24 protein-coding genes are annotated in these 19,043 nt (G+C 69.0%); 16 read left to right on the forward strand and 8 right to left on the reverse strand.

Annotated features, from left to right (window positions below; all coding sequences use genetic code 11):
- The 4 genes from rplO to map all read left to right on the forward strand — a co-directional run bounded on the left by rplO (position 1) and on the right by map (position 3,300).
- On the forward strand, positions 1 to 441 hold the full coding sequence (gene rplO / locus ACEVFP_RS04370) for a 50S ribosomal protein L15 (RefSeq protein WP_375002244.1): 441 nt from the start codon (positions 1 to 3) through the stop codon (positions 439 to 441).
- 169 nt (positions 442 to 610) lie between these two features.
- The gene (gene secY / locus ACEVFP_RS04375; RefSeq protein WP_375002245.1) at positions 611 to 1,915 is read left to right on the forward strand and encodes a preprotein translocase subunit SecY; all 1,305 of its coding nucleotides are present in this window, start codon (positions 611 to 613) and stop codon (positions 1,913 to 1,915) included.
- Entirely contained in the window at positions 1,912 to 2,484 is a 573-nt protein-coding gene (locus tag ACEVFP_RS04380; protein ID WP_375002246.1) for an adenylate kinase, read from the forward strand. Before secY ends, ACEVFP_RS04380 begins: the two co-directional genes overlap by 4 nt.
- 18 nt (positions 2,485 to 2,502) lie before the next feature.
- Positions 2,503 to 3,300, forward strand: a complete 798-nt coding sequence (gene map / locus ACEVFP_RS04385; RefSeq protein ID WP_375002247.1) for a type I methionyl aminopeptidase — start codon at positions 2,503 to 2,505, stop codon at positions 3,298 to 3,300.
- Between the two features lie 45 nt (positions 3,301 to 3,345).
- Here the strand turns inward: map and ddaH are convergent, their stop codons facing one another.
- Positions 3,346 to 4,224, reverse strand: coding sequence for a dimethylargininase (gene ddaH, locus ACEVFP_RS04390; protein WP_375002248.1), 879 nt, complete (start codon positions 4,222 to 4,224; stop codon positions 3,346 to 3,348).
- 48 nt (positions 4,225 to 4,272) lie between these two features.
- On the opposite strand from ddaH, the gene ACEVFP_RS04395 reads away from it, so the two are divergent.
- Positions 4,273 to 4,824 carry an Lrp/AsnC family transcriptional regulator gene (locus ACEVFP_RS04395; protein WP_375002249.1) on the forward strand — a complete coding sequence of 184 codons (552 nt, stop codon included), beginning with the start codon at positions 4,273 to 4,275 and terminating at the stop codon, positions 4,822 to 4,824.
- A 4-nt stretch (positions 4,825 to 4,828) separates the two neighbouring features.
- Here the strand turns inward: ACEVFP_RS04395 and ACEVFP_RS04400 are convergent, their stop codons facing one another.
- Positions 4,829 to 5,284 carry a hypothetical protein gene (locus tag ACEVFP_RS04400; protein WP_375002251.1) on the reverse strand — a complete coding sequence of 152 codons (456 nt, stop codon included), beginning with the start codon at positions 5,282 to 5,284 and terminating at the stop codon, positions 4,829 to 4,831.
- A 90-nt stretch (positions 5,285 to 5,374) separates the two neighbouring features.
- Here ACEVFP_RS04400 and ACEVFP_RS04405 point away from each other — a divergent pair, with 90 nt between their 5' ends.
- The 8 genes from ACEVFP_RS04405 to rplQ all read left to right on the forward strand — a co-directional run bounded on the left by ACEVFP_RS04405 (position 5,375) and on the right by rplQ (position 10,112).
- Positions 5,375 to 6,304, forward strand: coding sequence for a serine hydrolase (locus ACEVFP_RS04405; protein WP_375002253.1), 930 nt, complete (start codon positions 5,375 to 5,377; stop codon positions 6,302 to 6,304).
- A 115-nt stretch (positions 6,305 to 6,419) separates the two neighbouring features.
- A complete protein-coding gene (gene infA / locus ACEVFP_RS04410) occupies positions 6,420 to 6,641 on the forward strand; it encodes a translation initiation factor IF-1 (RefSeq protein WP_007078610.1) in 222 nt (73 codons plus the stop codon).
- Positions 6,642 to 6,677: 36 nt separating this feature from the next.
- Positions 6,678 to 6,791, forward strand: coding sequence for a 50S ribosomal protein L36 (gene rpmJ / locus ACEVFP_RS04415; protein ID WP_008361054.1), 114 nt, complete (start codon positions 6,678 to 6,680; stop codon positions 6,789 to 6,791).
- Positions 6,792 to 6,989: 198 nt separating this feature from the next.
- Positions 6,990 to 7,358: a 30S ribosomal protein S13 gene (gene rpsM, locus ACEVFP_RS04420; RefSeq protein WP_375002260.1), complete on the forward strand. Its 369-nt coding sequence runs from the start codon at positions 6,990 to 6,992 to the stop codon at positions 7,356 to 7,358.
- A 4-nt stretch (positions 7,359 to 7,362) separates the two neighbouring features.
- Complete coding sequence (rpsK, locus tag ACEVFP_RS04425) at positions 7,363 to 7,758, forward strand: 30S ribosomal protein S11 (RefSeq protein WP_375002263.1); 396 nt, start codon at positions 7,363 to 7,365, stop codon at positions 7,756 to 7,758.
- Between the two features lie 33 nt (positions 7,759 to 7,791).
- Complete coding sequence (gene rpsD, locus ACEVFP_RS04430) at positions 7,792 to 8,400, forward strand: 30S ribosomal protein S4 (RefSeq protein WP_375002265.1); 609 nt, start codon at positions 7,792 to 7,794, stop codon at positions 8,398 to 8,400.
- A 76-nt stretch (positions 8,401 to 8,476) separates the two neighbouring features.
- Positions 8,477 to 9,487, forward strand: coding sequence for a DNA-directed RNA polymerase subunit alpha (locus ACEVFP_RS04435; protein WP_375002267.1), 1,011 nt, complete (start codon positions 8,477 to 8,479; stop codon positions 9,485 to 9,487).
- A gap of 52 nt (positions 9,488 to 9,539) precedes the next feature.
- Positions 9,540 to 10,112 carry a 50S ribosomal protein L17 gene (gene rplQ / locus ACEVFP_RS04440; RefSeq protein WP_375002269.1) on the forward strand — a complete coding sequence of 191 codons (573 nt, stop codon included), beginning with the start codon at positions 9,540 to 9,542 and terminating at the stop codon, positions 10,110 to 10,112.
- 75 nt (positions 10,113 to 10,187) lie between these two features.
- Here rplQ and ACEVFP_RS04445 read toward each other — a convergent pair whose 3' ends face one another.
- From ACEVFP_RS04445 to ACEVFP_RS04465, 5 genes are all read right to left on the reverse strand, one after another.
- The gene (locus ACEVFP_RS04445) at positions 10,188 to 10,778 is read right to left on the reverse strand and encodes a class I SAM-dependent methyltransferase (RefSeq protein ID WP_375002271.1); all 591 of its coding nucleotides are present in this window, start codon (positions 10,776 to 10,778) and stop codon (positions 10,188 to 10,190) included.
- A gap of 39 nt (positions 10,779 to 10,817) precedes the next feature.
- On the reverse strand, positions 10,818 to 11,621 hold the full coding sequence (gene truA, locus ACEVFP_RS04450; RefSeq protein WP_375002273.1) for a tRNA pseudouridine(38-40) synthase TruA: 804 nt from the start codon (positions 11,619 to 11,621) through the stop codon (positions 10,818 to 10,820).
- 90 nt (positions 11,622 to 11,711) lie between these two features.
- On the reverse strand, positions 11,712 to 13,247 hold the full coding sequence (locus ACEVFP_RS04455; protein WP_375002276.1) for a pilus assembly protein TadG-related protein: 1,536 nt from the start codon (positions 13,245 to 13,247) through the stop codon (positions 11,712 to 11,714).
- On the reverse strand, positions 13,247 to 13,732 hold the full coding sequence (locus ACEVFP_RS04460; protein WP_375002278.1) for a TadE/TadG family type IV pilus assembly protein: 486 nt from the start codon (positions 13,730 to 13,732) through the stop codon (positions 13,247 to 13,249). The genes ACEVFP_RS04455 and ACEVFP_RS04460 overlap by 1 nt, the downstream gene beginning before the upstream one ends.
- Positions 13,733 to 13,913: 181 nt before the next feature.
- Positions 13,914 to 15,206 (reverse strand): citrate synthase, encoded by a 1,293-nt coding sequence (locus ACEVFP_RS04465; protein ID WP_375002280.1) that lies wholly within the window; start codon positions 15,204 to 15,206, stop codon positions 13,914 to 13,916.
- Between the two features lie 269 nt (positions 15,207 to 15,475).
- Here ACEVFP_RS04465 and rplM point away from each other — a divergent pair, with 269 nt between their 5' ends.
- Genes rplM through glmM form a run of 3 tightly spaced genes read left to right on the forward strand, consistent with a single transcriptional unit; the run spans position 15,476 to position 17,789 of the window.
- The gene (gene rplM, locus ACEVFP_RS04470; protein WP_375002282.1) at positions 15,476 to 15,919 is read left to right on the forward strand and encodes a 50S ribosomal protein L13; all 444 of its coding nucleotides are present in this window, start codon (positions 15,476 to 15,478) and stop codon (positions 15,917 to 15,919) included.
- 28 nt (positions 15,920 to 15,947) lie between these two features.
- On the forward strand, positions 15,948 to 16,442 hold the full coding sequence (gene rpsI, locus ACEVFP_RS04475; RefSeq protein WP_375002283.1) for a 30S ribosomal protein S9: 495 nt from the start codon (positions 15,948 to 15,950) through the stop codon (positions 16,440 to 16,442).
- 3 nt (positions 16,443 to 16,445) lie between these two features.
- Complete coding sequence (gene glmM / locus ACEVFP_RS04480; protein WP_375002284.1) at positions 16,446 to 17,789, forward strand: phosphoglucosamine mutase; 1,344 nt, start codon at positions 16,446 to 16,448, stop codon at positions 17,787 to 17,789.
- 16 nt (positions 17,790 to 17,805) lie between these two features.
- On the opposite strand, the gene ACEVFP_RS04485 is transcribed toward glmM, so the two are convergent.
- Positions 17,806 to 19,005: an MFS transporter gene (locus ACEVFP_RS04485; RefSeq protein WP_375002285.1), complete on the reverse strand. Its 1,200-nt coding sequence runs from the start codon at positions 19,003 to 19,005 to the stop codon at positions 17,806 to 17,808.
- Positions 19,006 to 19,043 lie beyond the last annotated feature (38 nt).

The following is a 19,043-nucleotide window of genomic DNA, read 5'->3' on the forward strand; positions in this document are numbered from 1 at the left end:
ATGGCTCTGAAGCTCCATCACCTGCGCCCGGCCCCGGGTGCCAAGACCGCCAAGACCCGTGTGGGTCGTGGCGAGGCGTCCAAGGGCAAGACGGCCGGCCGCGGCACCAAGGGCACCAAGGCCCGCTACCAGGTGCCGCACGGCTTCGAGGGTGGTCAGATCCCGATCCACATGCGTCTTCCCAAGCTGAAGGGCTTCAAGAATCCCTTCCGCGAGGAGTACCAGGTGGTCAACATCGAGCGACTCGGTGCCCTGTTCCCACAGGGCGGCGCGGTCGACGTCGACGCACTCGTCGAGGCCGGGGCGGTCCGCAAGGGCCAGCTCGTGAAGGTGCTCGGCGAGGGTGAGCTGGACGTGGCGGTGCAGGTCACCGCGCACAAGTTCTCCGGCTCGGCCCGAACCAAGATCGAGTCGGCCGGCGGCAGCGTCACCGAGCTGTGATGTCGCACTGACGATGCAGCGACGAGGTCCTCGGACACCGAGGGCCTCGTCGTTTCGTCTCATCCGGCCGTGCCGGATCATCCCGCAGCTGCCACATGGCGGTGGCGGGGAGACTGACTGTTAGAGTCGCGGGGGCTTCGCCCGGCCCCACGAACGAGGAGGACATCCGGTGCTCAGCGCCTTCGTGAACGCCTTCAAGACGCCTGACCTCAGGCGCAAGCTGCTGTTCGTGCTGGGCATCCTGGTGCTCTTCCGCCTCGGTTCGACGCTCCCGGCGCCGGGCATCAACGTGCCGAACGTCCAGACCTGCGTGCAGGCTGCCTCCGAGGGCGACAACAGCAGCCTGTTCGCACTGATCAACCTCTTCTCCGGCGGTGCGCTGCTGCAGCTCACCGTCTTCGCGCTGGGCATCATGCCCTACATCACCGCGAGCATCATCCTGCAGCTGCTCGTCGTGGTGATCCCGCGGCTGGAGGCCCTCAAGAAGGAGGGTCAGGCCGGCCAGGCCAAGATCACGCAGTACACCCGCTACCTGACGCTCGGCCTGGCGATCCTGCAGGCCACCGGCATCGTGGCGCTGGCGCGTTCGGGCAACCTCTTCGGCGGCGCCTGCAACCTGGACCTGCTGTACAACATGGACAGCATCCCGTCCTTCCTGCTCATCGTCCTGACGATGGTTGCCGGCACGGCGGTCATCATGTGGATGGGCGAGCTCATCACCGACCGCGGCGTCGGCAACGGCATGTCGATCCTGATCTTCACGCAGGTCGTCGCCACCTTCCCGGGTGCGCTGTGGCAGGTCCGGCAGACCAACGGCGTCACGACCTTCAGCGTGGTGATCGCCGTCGGCCTGGTCATCGTCGCGGCCGTCATCTTCATGGAACAGGCGCAGCGACGCATCCCGGTGCAGTACGCCAAGCGCATGGTGGGGCGGCGCATGTTCGGCGGCTCGTCCACCTACATCCCGCTCAAGGTCAACCAGGCCGGCATCATCCCGGTCATCTTCTCCTCGAGCCTGCTGTACCTGCCGGCGCTGTACGCACAGTTCCAGCCGGGCAGCCAGTACTCGACGTGGATCAACGACCACTTCGTGCGCGGCGACCACCCGTACTACATGATCACGTACTTCGCGCTGACCGTGTTCTTCACCTACTTCTACGTCTCGATCACCTTCAACCCCGAGGAGGTCGCGGACAACATGAAGAAGTACGGCGGCTTCATCCCGGGCATCCGAGCGGGCCGACCCACCCAGGACTACCTCGCCTACGTCCTCAGCCGCATCACCGCCCCGGGCGCCACCTACCTCGGCATCGTGGCGCTCATCCCGATGGTGGCCGTGGCGCTGCTCGGCGCGAGCCAGAACTTCCCGTTCGGCGGCACCTCGATCCTCATCATCGTCGGCGTCGGCCTGAACACCGTGCAGCAGATCGAGAGCCAGCTGCAGCAGCGCAACTACGAAGGATTCCTGAAGTGAGTCGACTTCTGATCATGGGACCGCCCGGTGCAGGCAAGGGGACGCAGGCCAGCACGCTGGCCGAGCGCATCGGTGGAGTGCACATCTCCACCGGCGACATCTTCCGCGAGAACGTCTCCCAGCAGACCGAGCTGGGCAGGACGGCCCAGCGGTACATGGATGCCGGCGAGTACGTCCCCGACGAGGTCACCAACGCGATGGTCCGGGACCGGCTCGCCCAGGGGACGACCCGGGAGGCCTTCGTCCTGGACGGCTACCCCCGCACGCTCGACCAGGTCGAGACCCTGGACGGCATCCTCGATGAGCTCGGCGTCAAGCTCGACGGTGTGGTCTCGCTCGTCGTCGACACCGACGAGGTCGTGGCCCGGCTGCTGAAGCGGGCCGAGACGAGCGGGCGCTCCGACGACACCGAGGACGTCGTCCGGCACCGCCAGGAGGTCTACCGCGTGGAGACCGCGCCGCTGCTGGAGGTCTACTCCCAGCGCGGGCTCGTCCGTGAGGTCGACGGTCTCGGTGAGATCGACGACGTCGCCGAGCGCATCGACGAGGCGCTCGCCTCCTTGGCCTGACCGAGGACGTCGCGGTCGATGTTCCGTCGCAGGATCGAGCTGAAGACCGCTGAGCAGCTGGCGCTCATGCGCCGCGCCGGAGCGGTCGTGGCGGCGACGCTGCAGGCTGTGCGCGAAGCCGTCGCGCCGGGGGTCACCACCGGCGAGCTGGACGCCTTGGCGCGCGACACGATCGCCGCTCATGGCGCGACCTCGAACTTCCTCGGGTACGGCGCCGGCGGCCAGGCGCCGGGTTTTCCCGGCGTCATCTGCACGTCGGTGAACGAGGAGGTCGTGCACGGCATCCCGGGGTCCCGGGTGCTGCGTGAGGGTGATCTGCTGTCGGTCGACTGCGGTGCCGTCGTCGAGGGCTGGCACGGTGATGCCGCCACCACGATCGGCGTCGGTCAGGTGGCCCCGGACGCCGCCCGGCTGGTCGAGGTGACCGAGCAGGCGCTGGCTGCAGGCATCGCGGCCGGCAGCCTGGGTGGACGCGTGGGTGACATCAGTGCGGCGATCGAGCAGAGCGTCCGTGCGGCCGGCCGCTACGAGCTCACCGACGGCTTCACGGGGCACGGCATCGGCACTGCCATGCACCAGGCGCCCGACGTCCCGAACGTGGGCCGTGCCGGCAAGGGTCCTCGCATCGTGCCAGGTCTCGTGCTGGCGATCGAACCCATGGTGACGATGGGGTCCGCGGACAACAGGACGCTGGAGGACGGCTGGACGGTGGTGAGCGCCGACGCGTCGTGGGCCGCCCACTGTGAGCACTCGGTGACGTGGACCGAGGATGGCCCCTGGATCCTCACCGCTCCCGGGGGCCTGACCGCCCAGTGATCGCCGGGGTGCGGCGTAGAGGTCGAGCAGGCTCTGGCCGGTGGATCAGGCGTGCATCTCCATGGTGCAGCACTTGATGCTCCCGCCGCCCTTGAGGAGCTCGGAGAGATCCACGGGGACCGGGGTGTAGCCGCGACCCTCCAGCGCGGCCGTCAGGTCCCGCGCAGCGGTCGGCAGGACGACCCGCTGCCCGTCGCTGACGAGATTCAGCCCGAAGGCCAACGCATCGTCCATGGTGCAGCGAAGAGCATCGGGGAAGAGCTCGGCGAGCGTGCGCTGACTGTGCCGGCTGAAGGCCTGGGGAAGGTAGGCGATGTCTGCGGGGGCCTCGCCGTTGCCGTCATCGAGGACGCCCAGCGCGACGTCGAGGTGGTAGAAGCGGGGATCCACGAGCTCGAGGGAGACGACCGGGCGATCGAGCAGCTGTGCCGCCTCGACGTGCGCGTCCAGGGTGGTCCGGAACCCGGTGCCGCCGAGAATCATCGAGCCGAGCGTCAGGAAGTCTCCCTCGCCCTCGTTGACGTGCTGCGGCTCCACGACGTCCAGACCCAGCGTTTCCAGCCACGTCGCGTGGGCCGCGGCCTCGGCGTGTCGCTCCGGGTGGCGGAACCGGGCTCCGTAGGCGCGATCGCGCACGACCAGGGCGCCGTTGGCGGCAAAGACCATGTCCGGCTGTCCGGGCTGCGCCGGCAGCTCCTCCACACGGTGGCCGAGGCTGCGGTAGGTCTCGCGCAAGACCTGCCACTGGGTCATCGCCCGGTCGAGGTCGACGTCGACGCCGGGGCGCATCCACGGATTGATCGCGTACGTGACGTCGAAGTGCTCCGGCGGGCACATGCCGTAGGTGCGCGTGCGTGGGTGACGGGCCGGCCCGGGCTCCTGCGGACGGGCGGCGACGTGTGCGCGGGTGTCGAGAACGGTCACTCAGGGCTCCCTCGGGCAGTCGATGCAATGAACCAATCGTAGAGGGCCGTGGAGTCAGATGAAGCATCCGAAACTGCGAGAATGAGCGGCGATTCTCAACGTGGATCAGCGGTGAACGGCGATTTGTTGCATCATGGCCTGATGGATGATGTCGATCGCTCGATCGTGGACCTGCTGCTCGAGGACGGACGCGCCGGCTATGCCGCCCTGGGCGGTCGGGTTGGGCTCTCGGCACCCGCCGTGAAGCGCCGGATCGACCGACTGGTCGCCGCCGGGGTGATCCGGGGCTTCACCGCCGTCATCGATCCTGACCCGATGGGCTGGTCGGTGGAGGCCTATGTCGAGGTGCACTGCCGAGGCACCGTCTCACCGGAGCGACTGAGGGAGGCCTTTGCCAGGGTGCCGGAGGTGCACTCGGCGGCGACCGTCTCCGGGCAGGCCGATGCGATGCTGCGCATCGTCGCCCATGACGTGCGCCATCTCGAGCGAGCTCTGGAGCAGGTGCGCGAGGAGGTGCCTCATGTGGACCACACCGACACCGCCATCGTGCTCTCGCGGCTGATCGATCGCCCCGGTGTCCTGAGCCGCCCGACGCAGTGACCAGTCAGTCTCGGTGTCGCAGCACGAGCAGGAGCCCCAGCCCGGCGGTGACCGCGGCCACACCGATCCCGGCGACCAGCCCGATCAGCTGGGAGGCGAGGACCTGGCCGGGAATGTTGTCCGCGAAACGCGCGAACCAGTGGATGTTCTCCACCGCCAGGCTCACCAGTTGCATCCCGGCTCCGGCGAGTGCCACGACTCCCGCGACGACCCGGGTCGCGCCGCGGGTGAGGAGGGAGAGGATGGCTACGGCGCCGGCGAGGACCAGGACCAGGTCGGAGCCGAGGTAGATCACGTTCCTCCACCACTCGTCGTAGCCGCTGGTCAGGTACGGCACCCGCCGGGCCGCGGAGACCAGGGAGAGCAGGCCGATGGCCCCCAGGGCTCCCTCCGCAGCGGGTGTCCAGTGAATGCCCGGCCGAGGCTGGGTCCCCGAGGGGTGCGCATCTGTTGGACTCATGCCCCCATCATGGACGGTGCCTGTTGCGGTTCGCGAGGGCCTGCATCGCCCCGTCCAGCAGTGTGACCGCTCGGCTCCTATCGTGGACAGGTGGGCATCCGAGTCGGAATCTCAGCGCTGCTGGTCTCGGCGAGTCTTGTCGCCGGCGCGACGGGAGTCTCGACGGACCAGCGAGCGGACGCGCCGTTCGGCCAGGCAGCCCGGCTGCCGGCCGTGGGGCATGGCCAGCTCGATGCCGGCGCGGTGCTCTCCATGGTGCGCGCCGAAGGGCTCGCCGTGGTACCGCCGGACGCCCAGGCAGAGCTGGCCGCCCGTGCGGCACGTCTGGCCACGGCGCTGGAGGAGCTCGGCGGTGAGGTGTCGGTCGCCGTCCGGGACGTCGAGAGCGGGACGGAGATCGTGGTCGGTGACACCGTCGTCGAGGCGGCCAGTCTGATGAAGGTCGACATCGTCGCCACGCTCCTGCGTCAGGAGGCGGGCCGCCCGGACCGGCACGACCGGGCCCTGGCCCGGGCCATGATCGCGGTCAGCGACAACCCGGCCACCGATGAGATGCTCGAGGACGTCGGCACCGAGTCGGTCAACGAGTTCTTGTCGGACGCGGGAGCCGTCACCCGGCTGGAGGGCCGCGAGTGGGGGCGGACCCCGACCAGCGCCGAGGACCGGTTGCGCATGGTGCGGGCCGTCCTGGGTGAGGACTCACTGCTCGATGGGCGCAGCGAGCGCCTGCTTCGCCGACTCATGACGCGCGTCGCGGACGATCAGCGCATCGGCGTGAGTGCCGCCGCCGACCGGCCGGGCCGCACCCCGCTCAAGGCGGGTTACATCCCCGACGAGCGGTCCGACCGCTGGTACGTCTCGAGCATGGGCGAGGTGCAGGCCGAGGGTCGCACCTACCAGGTGGCGGTCGTCTCCAGCGGCCATCGCAGCCTCGAGGACGGCACCGCACGGATCGAGCGTGCGGCGCGCCTCGCGGTGGCGGAGCTGGCCGATTTGAATAGCGGGGCACCGGCGGCGTAGACTCCCCTGTCGGCCTATTCAGGCGCGTTTTCTCCTGCCCACGGACCCTGTCCAGGTGCGGGAGGCGGCTCGCGGTCGGGCCGAGGAGTCGATTCGATACGAGAAGCTGAGGTTCATGGCGAAAAAAGAAGGCGTCATCGAGATGGAAGGTGCCGTTGTCGAGGCACTGCCCAACGCGATGTTCCGCGTGGAGCTGGCCAATGGTCACAAGGTTCTCGCGCACATCAGCGGCAAGATGCGTCAGCACTACATCCGCATCCTCCCGGAGGATCGCGTGGTGGTGGAGCTCTCGCCGTACGACCTCAGCCGTGGACGCATCGTCTACCGCTACAAGTGAACACCCACGCATCGAGCTGAAGAGAGAGCTTCTTAAATGAAGGTCAACCCGAGCGTGAAGAAGATCTGTGACAAGTGCAAGGTGATCCGTCGCCACGGACGCGTCATGGTGATCTGCGAGAACCCTCGGCACAAGCAGCGCCAGGGCTGAGCAGGCTTCTTCACAGCAACATACTGAACATCTGACGGCTCATCGTCCCCTCGGGGTCGATGCCACTCCCGGCGCAGAGGCCGGGACCCGGTACCGCAACGAATCCACGAGGTCCACCGTGTCCTCGAAGGTCGATGTGGGAGGCACCCGGGACGCCACGGATGACAACACCTCTGCCGAACGGAAGGAAATGCCACCATGGCACGCCTCGTTGGAGTGGACCTCCCGCGCGAGAAGCGCGTGGAGATCGCTCTCACCTACATCTTCGGCGTCGGCCGCACTCGTGCGCGCCAGACCCTCGCCGCCACCGGAGTCAGCCCGGACCTGAGGGTCCACGAGCTGACCGACGACCAGCTGGTCGCCCTGCGCGACCACCTCGAGACCAACTACCAGGTCGAGGGCGACCTGCGCCGTGAGGTCACCGCCGACATCCGTCGCAAGATGGAGATCGGCAGCTACCAGGGCCGTCGCCACCGTGCACACCTGCCGGTCCGCGGCCAGCGCACCAAGACCAACGCGCGCACCCGCAAGGGCCCCAAGCGCACCGTCGCCGGAAAGAAGAAGTGATCTGATGGCTCCCCGTACTGGCGCCAAGAAGACGCGCCGCAAGGTCAAGAAGAACATCGCTCAGGGCGAGGCCCACATCAAGAGCACGTTCAACAACACGCACGTGACGATCACGGACCCCACCGGGGCCGTCATCGCCTGGGCCTCCGGCGGCACCGTCGGGTTCAAGGGCTCGCGCAAGTCCACGCCGTTCGCCGCGGGCATGGCCGCTGAGGCGGCCGGCCGACAGGCGATGGAGCACGGGATGAAGAAGGTCGACGTCTTCGTGAAGGGCCCGGGGTCGGGCCGTGAGACGGCGATCCGGTCGCTGAGCGGAGTCGGCCTGGAGGTCGGCACCATCTCCGACGTGACCCCCAGCCCGCACAACGGCTGCCGCCCGCCCAAGCACCGTCGTCTCTGACGGTCGCTTCCATCGCCCAGGAGTTGTAGAACCATGGCCCGTTACACCGGACCCATCACCAAGAAGTCGCGTCGCTTCGGCGTCGACCTCGTCGGTGGCGACACCGCCTTCGAGCGCCGCCCCTACCCGCCCGGCATGCACGGACGCGCCCGCGTCAAGGAGTCGGAGTACCGCACGCAGCTGCACGAGAAGCAGAAGGCGCGCTACACCTACGGCGTGCTGGAGAAGCAGTTCCGCAAGTACTACGAGACTGCCCACCGCAAGCCGGGCAAGACCGGTGACAACCTGCTCCAGCTGCTCGAGACGCGTCTGGACAATGTCGTCTACCGTGCCGGCCTCGCCCGCACGCGTCGCCACGCCCGCCAGCTCGTGACCCACGGTCACTTCCTGGTCAACGGCGTCAAGACGAACATCCCGTCCTTCCAGGTCAGCAAGCACGACATCATCGACGTCAAGCCCAAGAGCCTGGAGACCACGCCGTTCATCGTCGCCCGTGAGACGCACGATGCCGACACCGTGCCGGGCTGGATCGACGTCTCGCCCGATCGTGGTCGCATCCTCGTGCACCAGCCCCCGGTGCGCGAGCAGATCGTCGTCCCCATCCAGGAGCAGCTGATCGTGGAGTTCTACTCCAAGATCTGAGCAAACCGTCCGGCACGCTCAGCTCCGCCCAGACCCGGCCCTCAAATAGCGGAGGGTCCGGAAAGGAAAGAAGAACATGCTCATCACCCAGCGCCCCGTCCTGTCCGAGGAAGTCGTCGACGACTACCGTTCGCGGTTCGTCATCGAGCCCCTCGAGCCGGGCTTCGGCTACACCCTCGGCAACTCGCTGCGTCGCACGCTGCTGTCGTCCATCCCGGGCGCGGCCGTGACGTCGATCCGCATCGACGGCGTCCTGCACGAGTTCTCCACGATTCCCGGTGTCGTCGAGGACGTCACCGAGATCATCCTCAACCTCAAGGACCTCGTCGTCTCCTCCGAGCACGACGAGCCGTTCGTGATGTACCTGCGCAAGTCCGGGGAGGGCGCGGCCACGGCCGCAGACATCGAGTCGCCGGCCGGCGTCGAGGTGCACAACCCCGACCTGCACGTCGCCACCCTGAACGACAAGGGTTCCCTGGAGATCGAGCTCGTCGTCGAGCGCGGCCGCGGATATGTCTCGGCCACGCAGAACAAGACGGGCGATGAGGAGATCGGGCGGATGCCGGTCGACTCGATCTACAGCCCGGTCCTGAAGGTCACCTACAAGGTCGAGGCCACCCGAGTCGAGCAGCGCACTGACTTCGACAAGCTCATCATCGACGTCGAGACCAAGCGTTCCCTCGCCCCGCGTGATGCGATCGCCTCGGCCGGCTCCACCCTCGTGGAGCTCTTCGGCCTGGCGCGCGAGCTCAACGTCGAGGCCGAGGGCATCGACATCGGCCCGTCGCCGGTCGATGAGCAGCTGGCCGCCGACCTGGCACTGCCGGTGGAGGACCTCAACTTCACGGTTCGTTCCTACAACTGCCTCAAGCGCGAGGGCATCCACACCGTGGGTGAGCTCATCACGCGCTCGGAGCAGGACCTGCTCGACATCCGCAACTTCGGATCCAAGTCGATCGATGAGGTCAAGGCCAAGCTCGCCGAGATGGGGCTGGCCCTCAAGGACAGCCCCGCCGGCTTCGACCCCGCTGCGGCCGCCGAGGCCTACGACGAGGATGCGAGCTTCGCCGAGGACGAACAATACTGAGCCTTCCCGGTCCTGGTGACCTGGAAGCCGAGATTTCTAGACTGGAGTCAACATGCCTACGCCCACCAAGGGAGCGCGCCTCGGCGGCAGCCCGTCGCACCAGCGCCTGATCCTGGCCAACCTGGCGACGGCGCTGTTCGAGCACGGTCGCATCACCACGACGGAGGCCAAGGCCCGCCGTCTGCGCCCGTATGCCGAGCAGCTCATCACCAAGGCCAAGAACGACACGGTGGCCAACCGCCGCCAGGTCGTGAAGTCCATCCGTGACAAGGACGTCCTGCACGTCCTGTTCACCGAGATCGGCCCCGCGATGGCCACCCGCCCGGGCGGGTACACGCGGATCACCAAGATCGGTCCGCGCAAGGGCGACAACGCCCCGATGGCGGTCATCGAGATCGTCGAGACCAAGGAGTTCGCCGCCCAGGGCGAGGCTCCCGCGGCGCCGGCCGTCGAGGATGACCGCGCCGACGATGCTGCCGAGGTCGAGACGGACGTCGTCGCCGACGCTCCGGCCGACGACGCCGAACCGGCCGCGTCCGACGAGGTCGAGGCTGACACCGAGGACGATGGGCCCGAGGACGCGCCGGTGGAGGACGAATCCGCCGACGACGCCGACAAGGCCTGAACCAAGGTCACCGGAGAGGCCCGCCACCGCACTGCGGTGGCGGGCCTCTCGCGGTGCAGGGGTGCCGTCGCCGGGTCAGCTTCGGGTGGCGGTCAGCACCCGGAAGCCTTTGCTGCTCGCGATCCGCTCGGTCGGCCATCCCTGACCGGTGAGCCAGCGCTGCAGGCTGTCTGCGCCAAGGTTCCTGCCGACCACGAGGTGCGCGGCACCGGTCTCGTCCAACCGAGGCAGCCAGCGCAGCAGGAGGTCGTGCAGCGCCTGCTTCCCGATGCGGATCGGCGGGTTGGACCAGATGGCATCGAACGTCAGCCCCGGGGGGACGTCGTCGGGCAGAGCCGTGCGGACGGTGGCGCTCATCCGCTCGGCGTTGGCGCGGGTGAGCTCGAGTGCCCGATGGTTGACGTCGACCGCCCAGACCTCCGTGGAGGGCGAGGCGAGCGCCAGCAGGCAGGCGATGGGCCCCCAGCCGCAGCCGAGGTCGAGGATCCGGCCGGCGGCCGGCGGCGGCAGCGTCTCCAGCAGGACCGCGGTGGCGTGGTCCAGACCGTCGGCGGAGAACAGGCCCGCGGACGTCAGCATCGCTGCTTCGTGCCCCCATGCCCTGACCGTCACCTCGCGACGCTGGTCAGGGCCGCTGGGGGAGGCGTCGAAGTAGTGATCGTTCACCGGCTCATCCTCTCGCACCGTGGACGTCTGCCGGGCCGGTCAGGCTTCGTCGCGGCGGCGTCGGGAAGCCGTGACGCGGGCGGCAAGGCCCGCGTCGTCCGGGTAGACGACGTCCTCGAGGGTGAGGCCGTGCGCCGGCATGACGCGCACGCGGGGGTCGCGGACGCCTGCGGTGAGCACGTCGGCGGCCCACGACGGCTCGTGCCGTTGCTCGCCCACGGCGGTGAGGGCGCCCATGAGCGCCCGGACCATGGAGTGGCAGAACGCGTCCGCGCGGACGGTGGTGAGCACCAGCGAGCCCTCGCGGCGGGTGGAGAGCTCCAACAACGTGCGCACGGTGGTGGCGCCCTCGCGGCGGCGGCAGAAGGCGGCGAAGTCGTGCTCGCCGAGCAGCAGGTCGCCGGCTTCCTGCATGGCTGCCACGTCCAACGGCTTGCGCCACGCGACGACGTGCCCGCGTGCGAGCGGGTCGGGGGATCGGCCGTCGTCGATGCGGTAGACGTAGCGACGCTCCAGCGCCGCGAACCGCGCGTCGAATCCGTCAGGGGCCACGGAGCAGCCACGCACGCCGATGTCGTCGGGCAGGATGCGCCGCAGGCGGCGTTCCAGTGCGGCGGGGTCGACGTCGGCGTCGATTGCTGGGAGGTCGAGGTGCGCGACCTGGCCACGCGCGTGGACCCCGGCGTCGGTGCGTCCGGCGCAGGTCAGCTGTGCGGGCTGCTCCAGCCGCAGGACGGTGGTGATCGCTGCCTCCACCTCGCCCTGCACGGTCCGCAGACCGGGCTGGGTGGCCCAGCCGTGGAAGCCGGTTCCGTCGTAGGACAGGTCGAGACGGATGCGCACCGGTCCACGGTATCGGGCGGAGTTCTGCCGCTGGTGCCGAGCGCGGGCGGTCAGCAGCTGAAGGCCGGTCCGGCCGCCGATCAGGAAGGCTCAGCCGGCCAGCCGGACGGAGTCACACGATGGCCGGCCCAGCATCGACACGTCCATGGTGCCGACGCGGACTCCCAGGAGTGACAGCAGTGGTGTCAGCAGGTCTTGGAGCAGCGGGTTGAGGACCGTCGTCAGGAGTGAGGTCACCGGGGTCAGCACGTCGCCGAGCCCTCCGGTGTTGGCCACCCGGACGTCGAGGTTCAGTGGGCTCCCGAACGTGTGTGACGGGAGCGTCTCGGATCCAGACGCGTACGTGAAGGTGTGCGAGGAGGAGCTGGAGCCGACCCCGGCGGTCACGTCGACGCCGAGGCTGCCCAATCCGAGGAGGCCGACGACGTTGAGGCGGCCGTACCCCGACCCGCCGGAGCGGTTCACCGTCGCGGTGGAGGTGTCAGCGGAGATCGTTGCCGTCGCCGGGTCGCCGCAGGTGGTGCCGGTGAGGGTGGCCGTGCCCCGGGCGACGCCCACGCCGAGGTCGATGTCTGCTGCCCGGAGGAGCCCCAGGACGCTGATCCCCGTCCGGAGGTCGACCCGGACCTGAGCCGTCCTGGCCTGGGCCCCGATCCTGCCGCAGGCGATCTGTGGAGGTTCGACCACCACGATGCGGGCGTTGGCCTTGAGCAGGTCCAACGGCAGTGCTACGTCCAGCGCGTCGATGCGCACGGCGTTGGTGCCGTTGGCCGCGACGATCGCCGTGCCGAGGAGGCCGAGGACGTTGATCGTCGCGCCCAGAGCCCCGTCGCCGGTGGAGTCGATCGCGAGGATGTCCGCGAGGTCCACCGTGACCGACGGCAGCTGGGCGCCGATGCTCTCCAGGACGGTCGCTTCCATGAGGCTGCCCTGGTTCCGCAGGACCGTGGCGGTGGCCAGCATCAGATCCTGAAGCGACAGGTCGCTCAGCGAGATCAGCTCGTCCGGGGATCCGACGTCGAGTGCCGCCGACAGGTCGGCAAGGGGGACCGACAGCTCCTTCAGGCCCACCAGCCCGTCGTAGCCGACCACGCTGAGCTCGGCGCGCAGGATGTGCTCGAGGAGCGGACCCAGCGCACTGCCTCCCGGATTGAGCACGAGGGTGCGGGTCCCGGCGGAGAAGCAGACGGACGGTTGTGAGGCCGCCCCCACCGCGCTGCGACTCGCGGTGCCGGAGCTGGTGCCGATGACGGGGGCGAAGGCGAAGTCCACCTCGGTGGCCGCGGTGACGCGTACCGCGTTGCACGCCGAGCCCGCCGCGGTGAAGGTCCCAGCGGCGTCGACCCGGCCGGGTGTCACCACGAGCGGCGCCTCGCTGCCGATCCTGGGGTTCTGGCGGCCCAGGCTCTCAGCGGCCTTGCTGCTCAGCTCCGAATGCTCGCAGGAGCCCAAGGCAGGTGACCGGGCAGTGTCCAGCGCCACGGCGTCGGCGACGGCCTGCATGTCCCGGGCAGCCACTCGGTTCAGCCCCAGGTCGACGGCGAACGCGGTGAACCCGAGGATGAGGACGACCAGCAGTGCGGTCATCGGCATGATCGAACCGTCCTCGCCCGAGGGGCGGCGCATCACTGGACCTCCATCGTGGAGGCGAACCGCAGCTGCGCAGGCAGCGTGATGCCCAGGCCCGGGAAGGAGGGGATGAGCGGATGGTCCCGGTACTGGTGGACGACGGACACCGTCACGCAGCTCGCCCCGGCAGGGTTGGGGGAGGGACAGCTGGTGGCCGCGCTCGGCACGCTGCAGGTTCCGACGGTGCGACCGTCATGTGTCAGCGCGCCACCGTCGGTGCACGTGACCCCGTAGGACTGCAGCGAGCGGTTGACCGCGCTGCGGGCCTGGGCAGCCATGCCGGTGGTGCTGGGAGCGACGGCCACGACCCGTGCCCCCTCGGCGGCCGCCTGGCTGATGCTCTGCCGGTAGCTCAGCATCCAGCCGTAGCTGATGATCCCGAACACGAGCGCGATGAAGATGGGGGCGATGAGTGCGAACTCGACCATGGAGGCGCCGCGCTCGTCGCGCGGGTGCGCAGCGCGAGATCGACGGCTGGTCATCACGACTCTCCCTCGCATCGCACCGGGTCTGCTGTGCCGCAGGGCCGGTCAGAAGCTCCCTGCCCGCCCCGGACCTCCCCGTCGAGGGCGAACCTTCCGCCCAGAACCTAGCGCGCTGAAAGACCCCCTGTCCTCGGAATCGGGGAACAGAGGGCCTCAGGCGTGCCCATGAGCCGTGGAGTCAGGCCCAGCGCTGGGATGCCGGCACGAAGTCGAGCTGACGCTGACCGGTGTAGATCTGCTTGGGCCGGGCGATCTTCTGCTCCTTGTCGTCCACCAGCTCGACCCACTGCGCCAGCCAGCCGGCCGTGCGGGGGATCGCGAACAGCACGGTGAACATCTCCGGCGGGAACTGCAGGGCCTCGTAGATGAGCCCGGAGTAGAAGTCGACGTTGGGGTAGAGCTTGCGGCTGACGAAGTACTCGTCCTCCAGCGCGATCTTCTCCAGCTCCTGCGCGATCTCCAGCAGCGGGTTGACGCCGGTGACCTCGAAGACGTCGTCGACGGCCTTCTTGATGATCTTGGCGCGCGGGTCGTAGTTCTTGTAGACGCGGTGGCCGAAGCCCATGAGCTTCTCGTCGCCGTTCTTGACGCCCTCGATGAAGCCGGGGACGTTCTCCTTGGTGCCGATGCGCTTGAGCATGCGCAGCACGGCTTCGTTGGCGCCGCCGTGCAACGGGCCGTAGAGCGCGGCGATGCCGGCGCTGACCGCGGAGTAGGGATCGACCTGGCTGGAGCCCACCGAGCGTACGGCGTTGGTGGAGCAGTTCTGCTCGTGGTCGGCGTGCAGGATGAACAGGATCTCCAGCGCCTTGGACAGCCGAGGATCCGGGTCGTACTTCTGCTCGCTCATCTTGAACAGCATCGACAGGAAGTTCTCGCTGTAGGTGAGCTCGTTGTCGGGGTAGATGTACGGCTTGCCCTGGGCGTGGCGGAACGACCAGGCGCCGAGCGTGGGCATCTTGGCGATGAGTCGGACCATCTGCTCGTGCCGGACCTGCTCGTCGGTGATCGCGCGGGCCTCGGGGTAGAACGTCGAGAGCGCGCCGACGCCGGACAGCAGCATCCCCATCGGGTGCGCGTCGTAGCGGAAGCCCTGCATGAGGCTCTTGAGGTTCTCGTGCACGAAGGTGTGGAAGGTGATCTCGTGCACCCACTGGTCGTGCTGCTCCTTGGTGGGCAGCTCCCCGTGGATGAGCAGGTAGGCGACCTCCAGGTAGGTGGAGGACTCGGCGAGCTGCTCGATGGGGTAGCCGCGGTACTCCAGGATGCCCTTGTCGCCGTCGATGTAGGTGACGGCACTGCGGGTGGAGGCGGTGTTGGTGAATCCTGGGTCGTAGACGGCGAGGCCGGCTCCGTCCTCGGTCTTGCCGATCTGCCCGAGATCGGAGGCCCGGACGGTGCCGTCGGTGATCTCGAGGTCATACTCTTCGCCCGTCCGGTTGTCTCGAACGGTCAGCGTCTGGTCGGTCACGATGGGTCTCCTGTGCCGTGCAGTTGCGTTCCGCGGTGTCTGCGGCGCTTCAATCCCCCAACCTAGACGTCGGTGTGTCGAGCCGCACAGCCACCCCCGGGTTCACCGGTCCCGTTTTGACCCGGCTGGGACCGGAACGTTACCCTTGAGAGTCGCCGTTGCCCGATGTCCGCCTGCGGATCGTAGGGTGACGGTCGCGGTCCGGTGGAACACCCCGGCCGCACCCCAGCTCATCGCCATCAGCTTTCGACACCCGAGAAGGTCACGCCGTGCCCACGTACAGCCCGAAGCCTGCTGACATCACTCGTCAGTGGCATGTCATCGATGCCGAGGACGTCGTCCTCGGACGCCTTGCCGTCCAGGCCGCGACGCTGTTGCGCGGCAAGCACAAGGCCACCTATGCGCCGCACGTCGACGGTGGTGACTTCGTGGTCATCGTCAACGCCGACAAGGTCTCCCTCTCGGGCAGCAAGCGCACCGACAAGCCGGTCTACCGCCACAGCGGATACCCGGGCGGCCTCAAGCAGATCGCCTACGGCGACCTGTTGGACAAGGACGCCCGCAAGGCCATCGAGACCTCGGTCCGCGGCATGCTGCCCAAGAACCGTCTCGGTCGTCAGCTGATCAAGAAGCTCAAGGTCTACTCCGGCCCCGAGCACCCGCACGCAGCCCAGCAGCCGCAGCCGTTCGAGATCACGCAGATCTCCCAGTAATCGACCAGAGAGCCGAGAGAAGATCATCGTGGCCGACACCACCACCGACACCGAGTTCGAGAGCAACGCCGAGGGCGTGGCCTACACCTCCGAGAGCGCCGGCGCTGCCGACGGCCCGGTCAGCACGTCCGTCGTCGCCCCCGGCGCCGCCACCGGCCGCCGCAAGCAGGCCATCGCCCGTGTGCGCATCGTGCCCGGCTCCGGCAGCTGGATCGTCAACGGCAAGCCGTTGGAGGAGTTCCTCCCCAACAAGCTGCATCAGCAGATCGCCAAGGAGGCGCTCGCCGAGACCAGCCTCGAGCAGAGCTTCGACGTCGTCGCACGGGTCACCGGCGGCGGGATGACCGGCCAGGCCGGCGCACTGCGCCTGGGTGTCGCTCGCGCGCTCAACGCCGTCGATGAGGAGGTGAACCGTCCGGTGCTCAAGAAGGCCGGACTGCTCACCCGTGACGCTCGGATCAAGGAGCGCAAGAAGGCCGGCCTCAAGAAGGCGCGTAAGGCTCCGCAGTACAGCAAGCGCTGACCTTTGGGTCGGATCTTCGGCACCGACGGAGTCCGAGGGCTCGCCAATCGCGATCTCACCGCCGAGCTCGCGCTGGACCTCGCCGTGGCCGCCGCCCACGTCCTGGGCGAGGCTGGTGCCTTTGCCGACCAGCGGCCCACCGCGGTGGTCGCTCGTGACCCCCGTGCCTCGGGGGAGTTCCTCGAGGCGGCGATCGTCGCGGGCCTGGCCTCGGCCGGGGTCGACGTGCACCGGCTCGGCGTCGTCCCGACGCCGGGCGCTGCGTTCCTGACTGCCGAGCTCGACGCCGACATGGGCGTCATGATCTCCGCGAGCCACAACGCGATGCCTGACAACGGCATCAAGTTCCTCGCCCGTGGCGGACTGAAGCTGGCCGACGACATCGAGCTCGCCATCGAGAAGCGCCTGCAGGAGCCGTGGGACAGGCCCACCGGGGCCGCAGTCGGCCGTCTGGGTGACAGTCGCGTCGGGGTCAGCACCTACGTCCGTCACCTCACCGAGGCCGCCGGTGTTCGGCTGGACGGGCTCAAGGTGGTGCTCGACTGCGCCCATGGCGCGGCTTTCGAGGTCGGCCCCGAGGCCTTCGCCGGCCTCGGTGCCGAGGTCGTCGCGATCAATGCCGAGCCCGACGGGCTCAACATCAACGACGGCTGCGGCTCCACCCACCTGGACGGGCTGCAGGCGGCGGTCGTCGCTCATGGCGCCGATGCCGGGTTCGCCTTCGATGGCGACGCCGACCGGTGCCTGGCCGTCGATGCCGACGGTGAGATCGTCGACGGGGACCAGATCCTGGCGATCCTCGCCCTGGCCAGCCAGGCGGCCGGCGCCCTGCGCAGCGAGACGGTCGTGGCCACCGTGATGAGCAACCTGGGCTTCGTGCAGGCCATGGAGGCCGCGGGCATCACCGTCGTGCAGACGGCGGTGGGTGACCGCTACGTCCTGGAGGCCCTGCGTGCCGGTGGCTTCGTGCTCGGTGGCGAGCAGTCCGGGCACGTCATCATGAGTGACCACGCCACCACGGGCGACGGTGTGCTGACGGCGCTGTGCCTGGCCGGCCGGATGGCCACCACCGGACGTTCGCTCGCTGAGCTGGCCGGGGTGATGACCCGGTTGCCGCAGGTGCTGGTCAACGTGCCCGACGTCGACAAGTCACGGACCGAGACCGACCCCGTCCTGCAGGCGGAGGTCGCCGCCGCCACCGGACGTCTGGCCGGCCACGGTCGCGTCCTGCTGCGCCAGTCCGGCACCGAGGACCTGGTGCGGGTGATGGTCGAGGCGCCCACCTTGGAGCAGGCCTCCGAGGTGGCCGAGCACCTGGCCGGCGTCGTGCGCCGCACGCTGCGCTAGGGCACCAGACGCCCGGTCAGGGGTGCCGGCGGGGACGCGCCGCGATCGTGACGAGGCACAGGCACGCCGTGAGGAGGAACGCGGTGCGCAGTCCGACGTGGTCCGCCAGGAGGCCCAGCGTGGCCGGTCCGAGGATCGTGCCGGCGCCGAGGCAGAGCAGGGTGGCGGTGAAGCCGGCCGTGGGGCGGCCCGGGAACACCTGATAGCTCCAGACCGCCAGCAGGCTGGCACCCACCATGAACGCCGGACCGTACAGGGTGGCGGAGATGCCTGCCGCGACGATCGACCCGGGGAGCACGCCCAGTAGTGCCAAGGCGAGGCCGAGCGTGCTGAACAGCAGTGCCGAGGAGCGCCCGAGCCCGAGCCGCGACAGCACGACGCCGGCCAGCATGCCGAGCAGACCGGCCCCACCCATCAGGGTCCAGAACGCCGGCACGGCGACCGCGCTCGTGGTCGTGGCGCTGATGACCTCGGTCGCGTAGTTCCAGTAGAAGGACCCGATGACCCCGTACGCGAGTGCCGTCAGGTACAGCGGGAACGCCGCAGGCAGCACCAGCCAGCTGATGCCGGGTGCGGAGTGCGACCGAGGTGAGTCGCGCCTGCGTGGACCATGGGCCGGGAGGGTCCACGTCGCGTAGACGGCGGCCACGGCCGCCATCACTGCCATGGCGCCCCAGGCCCAGCGCCAGGCATCGCCGGATGCCACCAGCGCGAGCGGTCCGACGGCGGCAGTGCCGACCGCTGTCCCTGCAGGAACGATCGACAGGACCCGCTCGCGCTTGGCGGGGGAGACGGCGACCTCGACGGCGTCGGAGTACGGAGCCCATGACCAGGCAGGGCTGGTGCCGGCAAGCACCAGTCCCACCGTGAGCACGGCGACGTTCGGTGCGACGGCGACCAGGGAGATGCCGAGCACGGCTGAGGCGCCTCCGGTCCCCACCAGCACCCGCGGTCCGGCGCGATCGGCGAGCCTGCCCACGGCGAGCAGCGCCAGCAGGTACCCGACGTACGCCGCGCTCCCGATGACGCCGACAGTGCTCACCGACAGATCGAACTCGCGACGGATGTCGGGGAGGAACAGTCCGTACCCGTACCGGGCGAGGCCGAAGCTGAGGCCGATCGCCAGCAGTCCGCCGATGGTCAGGTGTCGTTCGCGGGCAGTCCACGAGAGCTGGTCGGTCGTGGGGGAGGAGGCGTGCATCGTCATGGTGGCCATGCTCGTCCTGTCGACGCCTCACCAACAGTGGCGTGATT

It is taken from the genome of Aeromicrobium sp. CTD01-1L150 (assembly GCF_041951745.1).
Lineage (GTDB): Bacteria > Actinomycetota > Actinomycetes > Propionibacteriales > Nocardioidaceae > Aeromicrobium.

Coding starts and splice junctions, on each gene's coding strand:
- rplO (WP_375002244.1), top strand. CDS start 1: ATGGCTCTGAAGCTCCATCACCTGCGCCCGGCCCCGGGTGCCAAGACC.
- map (WP_375002247.1), top strand. CDS start 2,503: ATGTTCCGTCGCAGGATCGAGCTGAAGACCGCTGAGCAGCTGGCGCTC.
- ACEVFP_RS04400 (WP_375002251.1), bottom strand. CDS start 5,284: ATGAGTCCAACAGATGCGCACCCCTCGGGGACCCAGCCTCGGCCGGGC.
- infA (WP_007078610.1), top strand. CDS start 6,420: ATGGCGAAAAAAGAAGGCGTCATCGAGATGGAAGGTGCCGTTGTCGAG.
- rpmJ (WP_008361054.1), top strand. CDS start 6,678: ATGAAGGTCAACCCGAGCGTGAAGAAGATCTGTGACAAGTGCAAGGTG.
- rpsM (WP_375002260.1), top strand. CDS start 6,990: ATGGCACGCCTCGTTGGAGTGGACCTCCCGCGCGAGAAGCGCGTGGAG.
- rpsK (WP_375002263.1), top strand. CDS start 7,363: ATGGCTCCCCGTACTGGCGCCAAGAAGACGCGCCGCAAGGTCAAGAAG.
- rpsD (WP_375002265.1), top strand. CDS start 7,792: ATGGCCCGTTACACCGGACCCATCACCAAGAAGTCGCGTCGCTTCGGC.
- ACEVFP_RS04435 (WP_375002267.1), top strand. CDS start 8,477: ATGCTCATCACCCAGCGCCCCGTCCTGTCCGAGGAAGTCGTCGACGAC.
- rplQ (WP_375002269.1), top strand. CDS start 9,540: ATGCCTACGCCCACCAAGGGAGCGCGCCTCGGCGGCAGCCCGTCGCAC.
- ACEVFP_RS04455 (WP_375002276.1), bottom strand. CDS start 13,247: ATGCGCCGCCCCTCGGGCGAGGACGGTTCGATCATGCCGATGACCGCA.
- ACEVFP_RS04460 (WP_375002278.1), bottom strand. CDS start 13,732: ATGACCAGCCGTCGATCTCGCGCTGCGCACCCGCGCGACGAGCGCGGC.
- ACEVFP_RS04485 (WP_375002285.1), bottom strand. CDS start 19,005: ATGGCCACCATGACGATGCACGCCTCCTCCCCCACGACCGACCAGCTC.